General features: G+C 70.8%; 12 protein-coding genes and 1 tRNA gene. 10 read left to right on the top strand and 3 right to left on the bottom strand.

Features of this window, described 5'->3' with window-relative positions:
• Window positions 1-176: 176 nt before the first annotated feature.
• A tRNA-Arg gene (locus ACLJQM_RS17560) sits at window positions 177-249 on the bottom strand.
• A 150-nt stretch (window positions 250-399) separates the two neighbouring features.
• On the opposite strand from ACLJQM_RS17560, the gene ACLJQM_RS17555 reads away from it, so the two are divergent.
• From ACLJQM_RS17555 to ACLJQM_RS17545, 3 genes are all read left to right on the top strand, one after another.
• On the top strand, window positions 400-1,512 hold the full coding sequence (locus ACLJQM_RS17555) for an epoxide hydrolase family protein (protein ID WP_410632035.1): 1,113 nt from the start codon (window positions 400-402) through the stop codon (window positions 1,510-1,512).
• Window positions 1,513-1,666: 154 nt separating this feature from the next.
• Complete coding sequence (locus ACLJQM_RS17550) at window positions 1,667-2,587, top strand: cation diffusion facilitator family transporter (protein WP_410632034.1); 921 nt, start codon at window positions 1,667-1,669, stop codon at window positions 2,585-2,587.
• Between the two features lie 238 nt (window positions 2,588-2,825).
• The gene (locus tag ACLJQM_RS17545; RefSeq protein ID WP_410632033.1) at window positions 2,826-4,025 is read left to right on the top strand and encodes an MFS transporter; all 1,200 of its coding nucleotides are present in this window, start codon (window positions 2,826-2,828) and stop codon (window positions 4,023-4,025) included.
• Between the two features lies 1 nt (window position 4,026).
• Here the strand turns inward: ACLJQM_RS17545 and ACLJQM_RS17540 are convergent, their stop codons facing one another.
• Window positions 4,027-4,725 carry a DUF305 domain-containing protein gene (locus ACLJQM_RS17540; protein WP_360765398.1) on the bottom strand — a complete coding sequence of 233 codons (699 nt, stop codon included), beginning with the start codon at window positions 4,723-4,725 and terminating at the stop codon, window positions 4,027-4,029.
• A complete protein-coding gene (locus ACLJQM_RS17535) occupies window positions 4,722-5,531 on the bottom strand; it encodes a DUF3105 domain-containing protein (RefSeq protein ID WP_360765401.1) in 810 nt (269 codons plus the stop codon). The genes ACLJQM_RS17540 and ACLJQM_RS17535 overlap by 4 nt, the downstream gene beginning before the upstream one ends.
• Before the next feature lie 257 nt (window positions 5,532-5,788).
• On the opposite strand from ACLJQM_RS17535, the gene argS reads away from it, so the two are divergent.
• The 7 genes from argS to rpmE all read left to right on the top strand — a co-directional run bounded on the left by argS (window position 5,789) and on the right by rpmE (window position 15,013).
• On the top strand, window positions 5,789-7,444 hold the full coding sequence (gene argS, locus ACLJQM_RS17530) for an arginine--tRNA ligase (RefSeq protein ID WP_360765404.1): 1,656 nt from the start codon (window positions 5,789-5,791) through the stop codon (window positions 7,442-7,444).
• Between the two features lie 3 nt (window positions 7,445-7,447).
• Window positions 7,448-8,878: a diaminopimelate decarboxylase gene (gene lysA, locus ACLJQM_RS17525; protein WP_410632032.1), complete on the top strand. Its 1,431-nt coding sequence runs from the start codon at window positions 7,448-7,450 to the stop codon at window positions 8,876-8,878.
• Window positions 8,879-8,883: 5 nt separating this feature from the next.
• The gene (locus ACLJQM_RS17520) at window positions 8,884-10,197 is read left to right on the top strand and encodes a homoserine dehydrogenase (protein ID WP_360765410.1); all 1,314 of its coding nucleotides are present in this window, start codon (window positions 8,884-8,886) and stop codon (window positions 10,195-10,197) included.
• Window positions 10,198-10,273: 76 nt separating this feature from the next.
• Entirely contained in the window at window positions 10,274-11,335 is a 1,062-nt protein-coding gene (gene thrC, locus ACLJQM_RS17515) for a threonine synthase (RefSeq protein ID WP_247019105.1), read from the top strand.
• A complete protein-coding gene (gene thrB / locus ACLJQM_RS17510; protein WP_360765414.1) occupies window positions 11,332-12,219 on the top strand; it encodes a homoserine kinase in 888 nt (295 codons plus the stop codon). The genes thrC and thrB overlap by 4 nt, the downstream gene beginning before the upstream one ends.
• Before the next feature lie 401 nt (window positions 12,220-12,620).
• Window positions 12,621-14,597, top strand: coding sequence for a transcription termination factor Rho (gene rho / locus ACLJQM_RS17505; protein WP_410632031.1), 1,977 nt, complete (start codon window positions 12,621-12,623; stop codon window positions 14,595-14,597).
• Between the two features lie 185 nt (window positions 14,598-14,782).
• The gene (gene rpmE / locus ACLJQM_RS17500) at window positions 14,783-15,013 is read left to right on the top strand and encodes a 50S ribosomal protein L31 (RefSeq protein WP_284744227.1); all 231 of its coding nucleotides are present in this window, start codon (window positions 14,783-14,785) and stop codon (window positions 15,011-15,013) included.
• The last annotated feature ends 30 nt before the right edge of the window (window positions 15,014-15,043 follow it).

The following is a 15,043-nucleotide window of genomic DNA, read 5'->3' as shown; positions in this document are numbered from 1 at the left end:
GTCGCCCGAGTCGGCGCTGGTGTTACGCGGTAGGTCGAGCCGGGATCACGCGGTGCGCCGGCAGACGTTGCCGATTGCGGGGGAAGACTCGATGAGGAGGTTGTGAACACCCGCGTTTGGCCGGAGCCCGGCAAAGATCGCTTCGATCGAAGCGATCTTTTGTTCTTACGAAAGGGTGCCCTCGGCAGGATTCGAACCTGCGACACCTGCCTCCGGAGGGCAGTGCTCTATCCCCTGAGCTACGAGGGCCCATCGCTGGGCGACTCCGAAAGCTTAGCGCATCCCCCGAGGCACCCGCACACAGGTTCCCCGACCCGTGTTTCCCCAGGTCAAAGCTATGAAGTTGATCGGCTCCGCACACCGTCGCTAGCGTGGAGAACCCCACCCGAAGGAGCCGTCATGGCTGAGCCGTTCCAGGTAGCCCTCGATGAAGGCGATATCGCCGACTTGCGGGAGCGGTTGCGGCGGACCCGGTGGCCGGAGGCTGAAACCGTGGGGGACTGGTCGCAGGGGGTTCCGCTCGCCTACGTCAAGGAGCTCTGCCGGGACTGGGGTGAGGAGTACGACTTCGGGTTCGCCCGGCGGCTGAACGCCTTCCCGCAGTTCCGGGCCACCGTGGACGGGGTCGGGGTGCACTTCCTGCACGTTCGGTCGGAACAGCCGGGGGCGCTCCCACTCGTGCTCACCCACGGGTGGCCCGGGTCCGTTCTCGAGTTCCTCGACGTCATCGGGCCGCTCACCGACCCGGCGCAGTACGGGGGCGACCCGGCCGACGCCTTCCACGTCGTCGTGCCCTCGCTGCCCGGCTTCGGGTGGAGTGACAAGCCGGCGCTGAAGATCCCGCGGGTCGCCGAATTGTGGGACAAGCTGATGGTGTCGCTCGGCTACGACCGCTACGGCGCTCAGGGCGGCGACTGGGGCGCGTCCATCACCAACGCTCTCGCCCAGGTCGCGCCGGAGCGGGTCGCCGGGGTGCACGTCAACTTCGCGCCCGTGCCGCTTGACCAGGGGGACCTCACCGCGTCCGAGAAGCGGGCGCTCGCCGACCTCCAGGAGTTCCGGCGGAGCGGGAGCGGCTACTCCGCCGAGCAGGGGACGCGGCCGCAGACGCTCGGGTACGGGCTCACCGACTCGCCCGCCGGGCAGGCCGCCTGGATCGTCGAGAAGTTCTGGGCCTGGACCGACAACGAGGGGCACCCCGAGGACGCCGTCGACCGGCAGAAGATCCTCGACGACATCTCCGCCTACTGGTTCACCGCGACGGCGGCGTCGTCGGCGCGGATGTACTGGGAGAACAAGGACCGCGATCCGTCCACGGTGGACGTGCCGGCCGGGGTTTCGGTGTTCCCCAAGGAGATCGTGCGGCCGTCGCGGCGGCAGGCCGAGCAGTGCTACACCGACCTGCGCTGGTTCGAGGAGCTGCCCGTCGGCGGCCACTTCGCCGCGCTCGAACAGCCGCAGCTGTTCGTCGAGCAGGTCCGCGGGTTCTTCCGGCTGGTGCGCGAAGCGTGACGAATCCACCAGGCGGGAAACCCCGCCTGGTGGATTGGTCGCCACCGCCGTCCGGGGTAGCTTTCCGAGTGGGTGAACTTAGGCTGTCCTCTGTTGCACATATGCGCATCTCACTATATGTTTGCGGCGACGGTGAACCGGGAACGGAGGCGGTATGGGTCAGGGACACGGCCACGGGCACGCGATCGCGTCGGCGAGCGCGTCGGGCCGCTACGTGCGGAGCCTGACCATCGCCCTGGCCATCGGCGCCGGCTTCATGGTGCTCGAGTTCGTGGTCGGCTTCGCGACCGGCTCGCTGGCCCTGATCTCGGACGCCGCGCACATGTTCACCGACGTCCTGGGCGTCGGCATGGCCCTGGCCGCGATCATCCTGGCGCGCCGCAGCGGCCCCACGGTCAGCCGCACGTTCGGGCTCTACCGCGCGGAGGTGCTGGCGGCGCTCGGCAACGCGATCCTGCTGTTCGGCGTCGCGGGCTACGTCCTGGTCGAGGCGTTCGGCCGGATCAGCGACCCCCCGGCGGTCCCCGGCCTGCCTGTGTTGCTCGCCGCGGCGGCCGGCCTGGTGGCCAACATCGTGTCGTTCACGGTGCTGCGCTCGGGGGCGAAGGAGAGCCTCAACGTCCGTGGCGCGTACCTCGAGGTGGTCGCCGACCTGATCGGCTCGGTCGGCGTCCTGATCAGCGGTGCCCTGACCCTGCTGACAGGCTGGCGGTACGCCGACCCGATCATCGGTGTGGCGATCGGTCTGTTCGTGCTGCCTCGTACGTGGGTGCTGGCCCGGCGGGCGCTGCGCATCCTGTTCCAGCACGCGCCGCAGGGTGTGGACGTCGGGGCGATCAATGCCGAGCTGGCCGCGCTGCCGGGGGTGGCGGATGTGCACGACCTGCACGTCTGGACGTTGACCTCGGGGATGGAGGTGGCTTCGGCGCACCTGACGCTGGCGCCGCCTGCGCGGCAATCGGACGTGCTCACTGAGGCGCAGAACCTGCTGGCTTCGCGGTACGCGATCGAGCACGCGACTTTGCAGGTGGAGGCGCCGCAGTGTGCGCGGCGGTGCCAGGAGCTTTCCTGGTAGTTGCGTGACGCTCTCCCGGTGGGAGTCGCCGGTTGGCGGCAGGCGCTCCGGGCTTCCTCTGGCCCGGGTCACAGGAGCACCAAAAGGCCCCGCACAGTGCGCACCTCGTGGCCGAGAAACGCCCTCGTGACGGAATCCGCAGTCTGCTTGATCACGTGATCCCCGGAATGCAAGACCCAGGCGTAATTGCGCAACAATGAGGAATAGCTCGGCCTAATGGCGGTACTACCGTCGGTCCATGACGGAAATCGTGACGAAGACCACGACGGTGAGAACGCGGGCGATGGGGGTGCTGTTCACCGGTGCCGCGGCCTTGAACACCGCGGTCACCGGGGCGACGACGGTCAGTACCCTCATCGCCTCTGATTCGCACGGGGACGGGTGGAGCGGGATTCCCAACGCGGCGGTGGTCGCCGGGACTGCGTTCGGGGCGCTTTACCTCGGGGTGCTCATCGGGAAAAAGGGCGCTCGGACCTCCTTGAAACTCGTTTACGGCGTCGCCGCGTTCGGGGGGCTTGTTGCTTTCCTCGGTGGGGTGTTCGGCAATCTGCTGCTCCTGCTGCCCGGGCTCGCGCTGCTCGGGATCGGGAACGGGGCCGCCGGGCTGGTGCGGTACACCGCCGCCGAGCTCTACCCCGACAACCGGAAGGGCTTTGCTCTTTCGCTCATCGTCTGGGCCGGGACCATCGGGGCCATCGCCGGGCCCGCGCTGCTCGAACCGGCTGCCACCACCGCCGGGTTCTTCGGGTTGCCCAGCACCTCCGGGGCGATCGGGTTCGCCGCGCTGCTGTGCACCATCGCGCTCCTGGCCAGCGCCACCATGCCGAAAGCCGCGTTCCCCGCTCAGGGGCCGCAGCGGCCGCCGTTGACGTTCGCTCGGGTGGCCGCCGCGCTGAAACGGCGGGTCGTGCTGGTTCCGCTCGTCTCGATGACCGCCGCGCACGTGACCATGGTGACCGTCATGACGATGACGCCGTTGCAGCTGCACCGGCAGGGGCACGGGCTCGAGGTCGTCGGTTACGTGCTCAGCGCGCACATGATCGGCATGTTCGCCCTCGCGCCGCTGTCCGGGAAGATCGCCGACCGGATCGGCGGGCGGGCCACGATCACCGCGGGGGTCGGGGTGCTGGTGCTCGCCGCGGTGACCGTGATCGCCGCGCCGACGTCGCACACCGCCGGGTTGCCGCTGGCGTTGTTCCTGCTCGGCTACGGGTGGAACCTGGTGTTCGTCGGGTCGAGCGCCCTGCTGAGCCGGAGCCTCGAGGACGCCGAACGCACCCAGCTGCAGGGCGTCATCGACGCGCTGGTGTGGAGCGCTTCCGGGCTCGGCGGCATCATCGCCGGCGGCCTGTTCGGGCTCGGCGGGTACGCGCTCGTGGCCGGTGTCGCCGCGGTCCTCGCGCTCACTCCGCTCACCCTGGTCGCCCGGCGGGGCTGAGTCAGGGGAGCGGCTGGGCGCCCCGGTTCGACAGCATCAGCTTCATCTGGTCCATCTCCGCGCCCTGCGACGTCAGGATGCTCCGGATGAGCGCCTGCAACGCCGTCAGGTTCGAATGGGCCGCCGCGTACTGGGCCATCGACGTGCCGCCCTGGTGGTGGCGGAGCATCAGCTGGAGGAAGTACACGTCCAGCTGCTTGCCCGACAGCGAACGCAGCTTGGCCAGCTCGGCCTCGGTCGCCATGCCCGGCATCAGCGGGCCGGCGCCGGGGTTGAGCGACGACGTACCCATCGTCATCCCGTCGTGGCCCTGCATCGGCTCCGTCATCCACTTCATCGGGGCGCCGATGGGCTGCTCGGGCTGGTCCCACAGCATGAGCCATCCCTTCATGCGGCCGACCTGCTCCAGCTGCGTGCGCTCGATGTCGAACGCCAGCTGGCGGATCTCCGGGTCGGTCGAGTGGTCGCGCGCCCAGCCGGCCATCGTGACGGCCTGCAGGTGGTGCGTCGACATGTCCTGCGCGAAGCCGACCTCGACGGACCCGGCTGCCGGGGTGGCAGCCGGGGCGTCGTCGATGGCGCGGGTCAGGAACATCCCCGCGGTCGCGCCGATCAGCAGGACCGCGAGGAGCGTCCCGCCGATGATCACCCAGCGCGACCACGTGGGCTGTTCGGTGGTCTCGGCTTCTTCGGAACTCACTTGGTCGGCGTGCCCGGCGCGGGTGCGGACGGCTGCTGGCTCATGCCGCCGTTCTGGTCGGCCTGGGCGTTCGGCGTGCCCTTGTAGTCCATCGGCTTCGCGTCCGGGCCCGGCTTCGACGGGTCGAACGGCGGCGGGTTGTCCGGGTCGAACTGACCCGCGCCGAGCGCGTCGCAGGAGGCTCCGACCTCGGGGTAGACGCCGTTCGGGTTGCTCCGCAGCGCCGCGATGAACTCGTCGATGCGCGCGTCGTCGGCCTTGTCCACCTTCAGCTGGTGGCCCCAGGACTGCAGCGAGATCGGCTTGTCCAGGCCCGGGTACGGCGACATCATCGTGTACGGCTTGCCCTCGACGCGGACCTTGAGCAGGTTCAGCGCCTCACCGGTGATCTGCTGCGGGTTGTAGGCGATCCAGACGGCGCCGTGCTCGAGGCCGTGCACCATGTTCTCGGTGCGGACGGCGTTCGGGTACACGGTGCCGGTGCAAGTGGCCCAGTACCCGTCGTGCGGGCCGCCGAACGGCGGGGTCTTGTCGTAGGCGACGCGCTCGGTGGGGAGCACGTGCACGCTGCCGGTGTAGGTCGCGGTCACCACGCCGGGGATGCGCTTGGAGGGGTCCGGGTCGGACGCCGTCGGCGCGAACGAAGCGGCCGCGGCCTCGCGGTCGGACTGCTCGCGCTTCGGCGCGGACGCCACCATGTAGTAGGTGATCACGGCGCCGGCCAGTGCGACGATGGCCACGACGGCGATGATCGTGCCCCAGGGCGTGCCCTTCTTGCTCACCACGGAACCGCGGGCCGCCTTCACCGCCGACCCCTTTTTCCGAGTTGTCCCGTTCGCCATGGCTCCCGCGTTCTCCCTCTGGTGGCTGCGGACGGATTCCCGCCCGGGCCAGTGTAGAGACCACGCGTCTGATCACCGTTAACGCCTCACGTACCCCTGTGACAACCGAGGCTTCGCCTCGGGCCGGGGGCTCCGCCACCCGGACCCCCGAAGAACAGGGGGTCGTGACGTGGCCGAGACCGATGAAAGCTCCCCACCTGGGCACACCTAGAATTCGGCAGGTGACTCCCGCCGCTCTCGCCGACCTGGTCCGCAGCTCCGCCGTGCAGGTGCTCGCCGCACGCGGCATCGACGACGCCGTGCTGCCGGAGCAGGTGACCATCGAACGCCCGCGCAACCCCGACCACGGCGACTACGCGACGAACATCGCCCTCCAGGTGGCCAAGAAGGCCGGGCTGAAGCCGCGAGACTTCGCCGAGGCGCTGGCCGAAGCGGTCTCGGCGGACGACGGTGTCGCCTCGGCCGAGGTGGCCGGCCCGGGCTTCCTCAACTTCCGGCTCGCCGCGGCCGCGCAGGGCGACATCGTGCGCCAGGTGCTCGACGCCGGCGCCGCGTTCGGCCGCGGCGACGCGCTGGCCGGCACGAAGATCAACCTCGAGTTCGTCTCGGCGAACCCGACCGGCCCGATCCACCTCGGCGGCACCCGCTGGGCCGCGGTCGGCGACGCGCTGGGCCGCGTGCTCGGCGCGCAGGGCGGCGAGGTCACCCGCGAGTACTACTTCAACGACGCCGGTGCCCAGATCGACCGGTTCGTCCGGTCCCTGATCGCCGCCGCGAAGGGTGAGCCCGCGCCGGAGGACGGCTACGCGGGCGGCTACATCAACGACATCGCCGCCGAGGTCATCAAGGCCGAGCCGAGCGCGCTGTCGCTGCCGGAGGAGCAGCGGCACGAGACGTTCCGCCGGATCGGCATCAACCTGATGTTCACCGAGATCAAGCAGAGCCTGCACGAGTTCGGCACCGACTTCGACGTCTTCTTCCACGAGAACTCGCTGCACGAGTCCGGCGCGGTCGGCGCCGCCGTCCAGCAGCTGAAGGACTCCGGGAACCTGTACTTCGAAGACGGCGCCTGGTGGCTGAAGTCGTCGGAGTACGGCGACGACAAGGACCGCGTCGTCATCAAGCAGGACGGCAACCCGGCCTACATCGCCGGCGACCTGGCCTACTTCAAGGACAAGCGCAACCGCGGCTTCGACCTGTGCATCTACATGCTCGGCGCCGACCACCACGGCTACATCGCCCGGCTCAAGGCCGCGGCGGCCGCGTTCGGCGACGACCCGGCCACGGTCGAGGTGCTGATCGGCCAGATGGTCAACCTGGTCAGCGACGGCAAGCCGGTCCGGATGTCCAAGCGCGCGGGCACCGTGATCACCATGGAGGACCTGGTCGAGGCCGTCGGCGTCGACCCGGCCCGCTACGAGCTGATCCGGTACTCGGTGGACTCCACTTTGGACGTCGACCTGGACCTGCTTCGCAAGCACTCCAACGACAACCCCGTCTACTACGTCCAGTACGCGCACGCGCGGCTGGCGTCCCTGCAGCGCAACGCCGCCGACCTGGGCATCAAGTCCACTTCGGACGTCGATTTCGGACTGTTGACGCTGCCCGCCGAGGGCGACCTGATCCGCACCATCGGCGAATTCCCGGAAACCGTGCGCCGCGCCGCCGACATGCGGGAGCCGCACCGGATCGCGCGCTACCTCGAAGAACTCGCGGGCGCCTACCACAAGTTCTACACCGTGGGCCGCGTGCTGCCCATGGGCGACGAAGAGGCGACCCCTCTCACGTACGCCCGGCTCGCGCTGTGCGAGGCCGCCCGCCAGGTGCTGGCGAACGGCCTCGCCCTCCTCGGTGTCTCCGCTCCGGAACGGATGTAAGAAATGGCGCACCCCGCGGGCCCCAGGCACGCCGACGTCTACCCCCACGCCGACACCTCCGGGCTGCAGCCGTCCGGGGTCGAAGAGCTCGACAAGCTGCCCGCGAAAGTGTGGCCGCGCAACACCTTCCGCGCCGCCGACGGTGTCGTCCGGATCGCCGGCGTCGACGTCCGCGAGCTGGCCGAGCAGCACGGCACGCCGCTGTTCGTGGTCGACGAAGCCGACTTCAAGTCGCGCTGCGCGGACTACGCCGAGGCGTTCGACGACCCCTCGCTCGTGCACTACGCGTCCAAGGCGTTCCTCTCCATCGAGATCGCCCGCTGGGTGGCCGAGCAGGGGCTGAGCCTCGACGTCTGCAGCGGCGGCGAGCTCGCCGTGGCGCAGCGCGCGAACTTCCCGGCCGAGCGGATCACCTTCCACGGCAACAACAAGTCGCCCGCGGAGCTGGAAGCCGCGGTCGTCGCGGGCGTCGGCACGGTGGTGCTCGACTCCTACTACGAGATCGCGCGGCTGGCCGACATCGCCGCCCGCCACGACGTCGTGCAGCCGGTGCTGATCCGGGTGACCGTCGGCGTCGAGGCGCACACCCACGAGTTCATCGCGACCGCGCACGAGGACCAGAAGTTCGGCTTCTCGCTGGCGGGTGGCGACGCCGCCGAAGCGGTCCGCCGGGTGCTCAACGCGCCTTCGCTCAAGCTCGTCGGCCTGCACAGCCACATCGGTTCGCAGATCTTCGACGCCGACGGCTTCGAGGTGGCCGCCCGCCGCGTCGTCGGGCTGCTCGCCGACCTGGCCAAGGAGCACGGCCCGGAGCTGCTCGACCAGCTGAGCCTGGTCGACCTCGGCGGTGGCTTCGGCATCGCCTACACCGAGAAGGACAACCCGCCGCCGCCCGCGCAGATGATCACGCAGATCCGCGAGATCGTCCGCAAGGAGTGCGCGTACGCGGGCCTGCCGGTGCCGCGCATCGCCGGCGAGCCGGGCCGCGCGATCGCCGGTCCGGGCACGATCACGCTGTACGAGGTCGGCACCATCAAGGACGTCTCGCTGGGTGACGACGCGGTCCGCCGGTACGTCAGCGTCGACGGCGGGATGAGCGACAACATCCGGACCGCGCTCTACGACGCGGTGTACGACGTCCGGCTGGTTTCCCGGTCCGCGGGCGACAACGAGCAGCCGGTACCCGCCGTGCTGTCCCGGGTCGTGGGAAAACACTGTGAATCCGGCGACATCGTCGTACGAGACTGCTGGCTGCCCGACACCCTGGCTCCCGGCGACCTGCTGGCCGTCGCGGCGACCGGCGCCTACTGCTACTCGATGGCGAGCAGCTACAACCGGCAGCCGCGCCCGGCCGTGGTCGCCGTGCGCAACGGCAGCTCCCGGCTGCTGCTGCGGCGGGAGACGACCGACGACATGCTCCGCCTGGAGGTCTGAACACAGTGGCTGCCCCTGAGGAACGCCCGGCCATCCGCGTCGCCCTGCTCGGCTGCGGGACGGTCGGCGGCGAGGTCGCCCGGCTGCTCACCGAGCAGGCCGGCGAGCTGGCCGCGCGGGCGGGCGCGCCGGTCGAACTGGCCGGCATCGCCGTGCGCCGCCCGGACAAGCACCCCGAACTGCCGCCGGAGCTGCTGACCGCGGACGCCGAGAAGCTCGTCACGTCCGACGACGTCGACGTCGTGGTCGAGCTGGTCGGCGGGATCGAGCCGGTGCGCGGCTGGCTGCTGGCCGCGCTGAAGGCCGGGAAGTCCGTGGTCACCGCCAACAAGGCGCTGCTCGCCGAGCACTCGGCCGACCTGTTCGAGGCCGCCGACGCGGCGGGCGCCGACCTCTACTTCGAGGCCGCGGTGGCCGGCGCCATCCCGCTGCTGCGCCCGCTGCGCGAATCGCTGGCCGGCGACCGCATCACGCGCGTGATGGGCATCGTCAACGGCACCACGAACTTCATCCTCTCCGCGATGGACTCCACCGGCGCCGGCTACGCCGAGACGCTCGACGAGGCCAGCCGGCTCGGGTACGCCGAGGCCGACCCGACCGCGGACGTCGACGGCTACGACGCCGCGTCGAAGGCCGCGATCCTGGCGTCGCTGGCGTTCCACACCCGCGTGACGGCTTCGGACGTGCACCGCGAAGGCATCGCCGACGTCACCGCGTCCGACCTCGCGGCGGCCCGGGGGCTCGGCCGCACGGTGAAGCTGCTCGCCATCTGCGAGCGCGTGACCGACGACGACGGCGTCGAGTCCGTCTCGGCCCGCGTGCACCCGGTGATGATCCCGCGCAGCCACCAGCTGGCGGGCGTCGGCGGCGCGTTCAACGCCGTCTACGTCGAGGCGGACGCGGCCGGCGAGCTGATGTTCTACGGCCAGGGCGCGGGCGGTGCGCCGACCGCGAGCGCGGTGCTCGGTGACCTCGTCGCGGTGGCCCGCAACCGGGTGGCCGGCGGCCGCGGCCCGCGGGAATCCGCGCACGCGGCGCTGCCGGTGCGGCCGATGGGCCAGACGCCGACCCGGTACCACGTAAGCCTTTCCGTCGCCGACCGCGCCGGGGTGCTCGCGCAGGTGGCGCAGGCGTTCGCCGACCACGGCGTCAGCATCGCGGCGGTGCGGCAGAGCGACGTCGGCGACCGCGCGAGCCTGGTCGTGGTGACGCACCAGGCGCCCGACGCGGCGTTGCAGTCCACTGTGGACGAGATCGCGCGGCTCGACGTCGTGCACGAAGTTGTCAGCGTGATGCGGGTGGAAGGCGAAGACCAGTGAGCGACGCTTGCGAGCGAACCATAAACATCATGCGCCAGAAGGAATCGGACGCTGTCTCGCGGAGCGAGGCGATCGCATGATCAGGCAGCCCTGGCCGGGACTCATCGAGGCGTACCGGGACCGCGTCCCGGTCCCGGACGGGGCGCGGGTCGTCACGCTCGGGGAGGGCAACACACCGCTGCTGCCCGCGCACCACCTGTCCGAGCTGACCGGCTGCGAGGTGCACCTCAAGGTCGAGGGCGCGAACCCGACCGGCTCGTTCAAGGACCGCGGGATGACCGTGGCCATCACGCACGCGCTCGCCAGCGGCCTCAAGGCGGTGATCTGCGCGTCGACCGGCAACACGTCCGCCTCGGCCGCCGCCTACGCCGCCCGCGCCGGCCTCACCTGCGCGGTGCTGGTGCCCCAGGGCAAGATCGCGATGGGCAAGCTCGCCCAGGCCGTGCTGCACGGCGCCCGGATCCTGCAGGTCGACGGCAACTTCGACGACTGCCTCGAACTGGCCCGCAAGACCGCGGCCGACTACCCGGTCACGCTGGTCAACTCGGTCAACCCGGTGCGCATCGCCGGCCAGAAGACCGCCGCGTTCGAGATCTGCGACGTGCTCGGCACGGCGCCGGACATCCACTGCCTGCCGGTCGGCAACGCGGGCAACATCACCGCCTACTGGGCGGGGTATTCGGAGTACGCGGCCGACGGTGTGGTGAAGAACACCCCGCGGATGTTCGGCTTCCAGGCGGCCGGCGCGGCGCCGCTGGTGCACGGCGAACCGGTGGCGGACCCGGAGACGGTCGCGACCGCGATCCGGATCGGCAGCCCGGCGTCGTGGACCGCCGCGGTGAAGGCGAAGGAAGCGTCCGACGGGCTCTTCGAAGCCGTCACCGACGAGAAGATCCTCGACGCGTACCGGCTGCTGGCCGGGCGCGAGGGCGTGTTCGTCGAGCCGGCGTCGGCGACCAGCGTGGCGGGCCTGCTCGCCACCGCCGCGGACGGCAGGCTCCCGAAGGGCTCCCGCGTCGTGTGCACCGTCACCGGGCACGGCCTGAAGGACCCGCAGACGGCGCTGGCGGGCAACGTCGAGGTCGAGCCGCTGGCGGTGGACCCCTCGGCCGTCGCGGCGGCGCTGGACCTGCGGTGAGCACCGGGTTCAAGGTCACCGTCCCGGCGTCCACGGCGAACCTCGGGCCGGGCTTCGACGCCTTCGGCATGGCGCTGGGCCTGCACGACGTCGTCGAGGTGCAGGTCTCCGGCTCCGGGCTGAAGGTCGAGGTCGTCGACGCCGGCGCGGGCGGCGTCGCGGACGTCCCGACCGACGAGACCCACCTCGTGTTCCGCGCGATCGAGCGGACCTGCGCGCACCTCGGCGTCGAGGTTCCCGGCCTGCACCTGCGCTGCTTCAACGCGATCCCGCACGCGCGCGGCCTCGGCTCGTCCGCGGCCGCGGTGGTGTCCGGCGTGGCCGCCGGGTACGCGCTGGCGGGCCGCGAGCTGGACGAGTTCGAGGCGCTGCAGCTGGCCGCGGGTTTCGAAGGCCACGCCGACAACGCGGCGGCGAGCCTGTTCGGCGGGCTGGTGCTGGCCTGGTGCGAAGGCGGCGTGTTCCACGCCGAAACGCTCACGCCGCACCCGTCGATCCGGCCGGTCGTGGCGGTGCCGTCGGTGCGTTCGGCCACCGCCACCACCCGCGGCCTGCTGCCCGCCGTCGTGCCGCACGCGGACGCCGCGCACAACGCCGGCCGTGCCGCGCTCGCCGTGCACGCGCTCACGGCCAAACCGGAGCTCCTGCTGGCGGCCACGGACGACCGGCTGCACCAGAGCTACCGGGCGCCCGCGTACCCGGCGAGCACGGAGCTGGTGGCGACGCTGCGTGCACGGGGAGTGGCCGCGGCGGTCTCCGGCGCCGGTCCGACGGTGCTCGCGCTGACCACCGCGGGAATACTCCCGGCGGACGTCGGCGTTGGGGGTTTCGACGTCTTCGAGCTGCCCGTGGATCTCACGGGCGTGCAGGTTGCGGCGCAGTGAAGGCTGGGTCACGTGCCTGCGGTGGGGGCCGCCACGCGGGGGGTGGTTGTTGCACCCGGCACCCGCGCGGTCTACCCTCGGGGGCGTTCGATCACCGTGCGTTTCCGCACCCGATGCCGGTCCTCAGGGATCGCATCCTTCGTTGATCCGCCGAATCCGCACCGCCTGGCAAGCGGGGTAACGCGGAAGAACGCAGGCGGGTTTCCGGTTTCGGCGGTGCCGAATTCCGTGTCCTCCGAATGGAGGACGCAAACCCCTGTGGTGGAGGCGCTCCAGCTGTGTTCCGCACGGCCGAAGAGCTCATCTCCCGTATCGGGGGGCAGTTACGCCGGTTCGCGATCAGAAGCGAGCGGCAGTCCGCTGATCCACCTGGAGGCGTGGATCGGTCAGGAAGGACATGTGTGAGCAACACCGATCTTTTGAGCGACGTGAGCGGCACGGCCGAGACGAACGGCACCGCCCCCGCTCCCAAGCGGACGGTCGGCGGGCTGACCGGTAAGACCGTGGCCGAACTGCGTTCGCTGGCTGGGGAGCTCGGCGTCGGCGAGACGACGGGCATGCGCAAGGGCGACTTGATCGCCGCGATCCGCGAGCGCCAGGGCAAGTCGCGCAAGCCGCGCGGCACGGCCGAGACGCTGCCGCTGGAGGGCGTCGGCGACGCCCCGAAGGCCGCGGCGCCGAAGGCCGAGGCGCCCGCCGCCCCGGTCGAAGCCAAGCCGGAGCCGAAGGCCGAAGCGCCGTCCGCGCCCACCGTGCCGTCCTCGGACGCGCAGCCGCAGGCCGAGCGTCCGCAGCAGGACAAGCAGGACGGTCCGCAGGGCCAGGACGGCCAGCCCGAGGAGGGCGGCCGCAGCCGGCGTCGCCGCGGCTCCAACCGCGCCGCCGGAGCCCCGGACGGTCAGCAGCAGGGCCAGGGCGGCGACCGCCAGCAGGGCGGTGACCGTCAGCAGGGCGGGGAGCGCCAGCAGGGCGGTGGCAACCGCGACCAGCAGCGCCAGGGCGGTGGCAACCGCGGCGACAACCGCCAGGACGGCAACCGCCAGCGCAACCAGCAGGACGGCGGCAACCGCGGCGGTGGCCAGGACAGCCGCGACAACCGCGACAACCGCGCCCAGCAGCAGGACGACGACGAGGAAGGCGGCCGTCGCGGCCGTCGCTTCCGCGACCGTCGTCGCCGGGGCAGCGGTGGCGGCCAGCGGGAGGCCGGTTCGCCGGACACCGAGATCCGCGAGGACGACGTCCTGCTGCCCGTCGCGGGCATCCTGGACGTGCTCGACAACTACGCGTTCGTGCGGACCTCCGGCTACCTCGCCGGCCCGAACGACGTGTACGTGTCGCTCTCGCTGGTGCGCAAGTACGGCCTGCGCCGCGGTGACGCCATCACCGGCAGCGTGCGGCAGCCGCGCGAGGGCGAGCAGCAGCGGCAGAAGTTCAACCCGCTGGTGCGCGTCGACTCGATCAACGGCCTGGAGCCGGACGAGGCCAAGCGGCGTCCCGACTTCACCAAGCTGACCCCGCTGTACCCGAACGAGCGGCTGCGCCTCGAGACCGAGTCGCACAAGCTCACGACCCGCGTGATCGACCTGATCATGCCGGTCGGCAAGGGGCAGCGCGCCCTGATCGTGTCGCCGCCGAAGGCCGGTAAGACCACGATCATGCAGGACATCGCCAACGCGATCTCCACGAACAACCCCGAGTGCCACCTGATGGTCGTCCTGGTCGACGAGCGTCCGGAAGAGGTCACCGACATGCAGCGCTCGGTGAAGGGCGAGGTCATCGCCTCGACCTTCGACCGGCCGCCGGCGGACCACACCTCGGTCGCGGAGCTGTCGATCGAGCGGGCCAAGCGCCTGGTCGAGATGGGCCACGACGTCGTCGTGCTGCTCGACTCGATCACGCGTCTCGGCCGCGCGTACAACCTGGCGGCCCCGGCGTCCGGCCGGATCCTCTCCGGTGGTGTCGACTCGACCGCGCTGTACCCGCCGAAGCGGTTCCTGGGTGCGGCGCGCAACATCGAAAACGGCGGCTCGCTGACCATCTTCGCCACGGCGATGGTCGAGACCGGCTCGACGATGGACACGGTCATCTTCGAGGAGTTCAAGGGCACCGGCAACGCGGAGCTCAAGCTCGACCGGAAGATCGCCGAGCGCCGGGTGTTCCCGGCCGTCGACGTCAACCCGTCGGGTACCCGCAAGGACGAGCTGCTGCTCTCGCCGGACGAGCTCGCGGTCACGGTGAAGCTGAGCCGGGTGCTGCACGCGCTCGACTCGCAGCAGGCCATCGACCTGCTGATCTCGCGCCTGCGCAAGACGAAGACGAACGTCGAGTTCCTCATGCAGGTCTCGAAGACCGCCCTCGGCGGCAGCGAGGACGACTGAGTCTCGTGCTCACCGGAGGCCTCCCCGTCACCGCGCGGGGAGGCCTCCGGTGCGTTCGGAATACCAGGTCAGCGGGGTGCGTTCCACTGAGCGTCAGCCCGTCTGGCAGAATTACCCGCTGAAGTCCGGCACCGGTTCACCCCGCGAGAACGACTGGGGACCCGGAGCCAACGAGAGAGGACACCATGAAGAGCGGCATTCACCCCGAGTACGTGGTCACGAACGTGAATTGCGACTGCGGAAACAGCTTCACCACGCGCAGCACCAAGACCAGTGGCGACATCCACGTCGAGATCTGCTCGAACTGCCACCCGTTCTACACGGGCAAGCAGAAGATCATGGACACCGGTGGCCGGGTCGCGCGCTTCGAGGCTCGCTACGGCAAGCGGCAGAAGAAGGACGCCGACGCCAAGTAGCTTTTTCCACGGCGCCCACCCGGTTCTCCG

Source organism: Amycolatopsis sp. cmx-4-83, from assembly GCF_046548815.1.
GTDB lineage: Bacteria > Actinomycetota > Actinomycetes > Mycobacteriales > Pseudonocardiaceae > Amycolatopsis > Amycolatopsis pretoriensis_A.
This window is presented reverse-complemented; position numbering and strand designations above follow the sequence as displayed.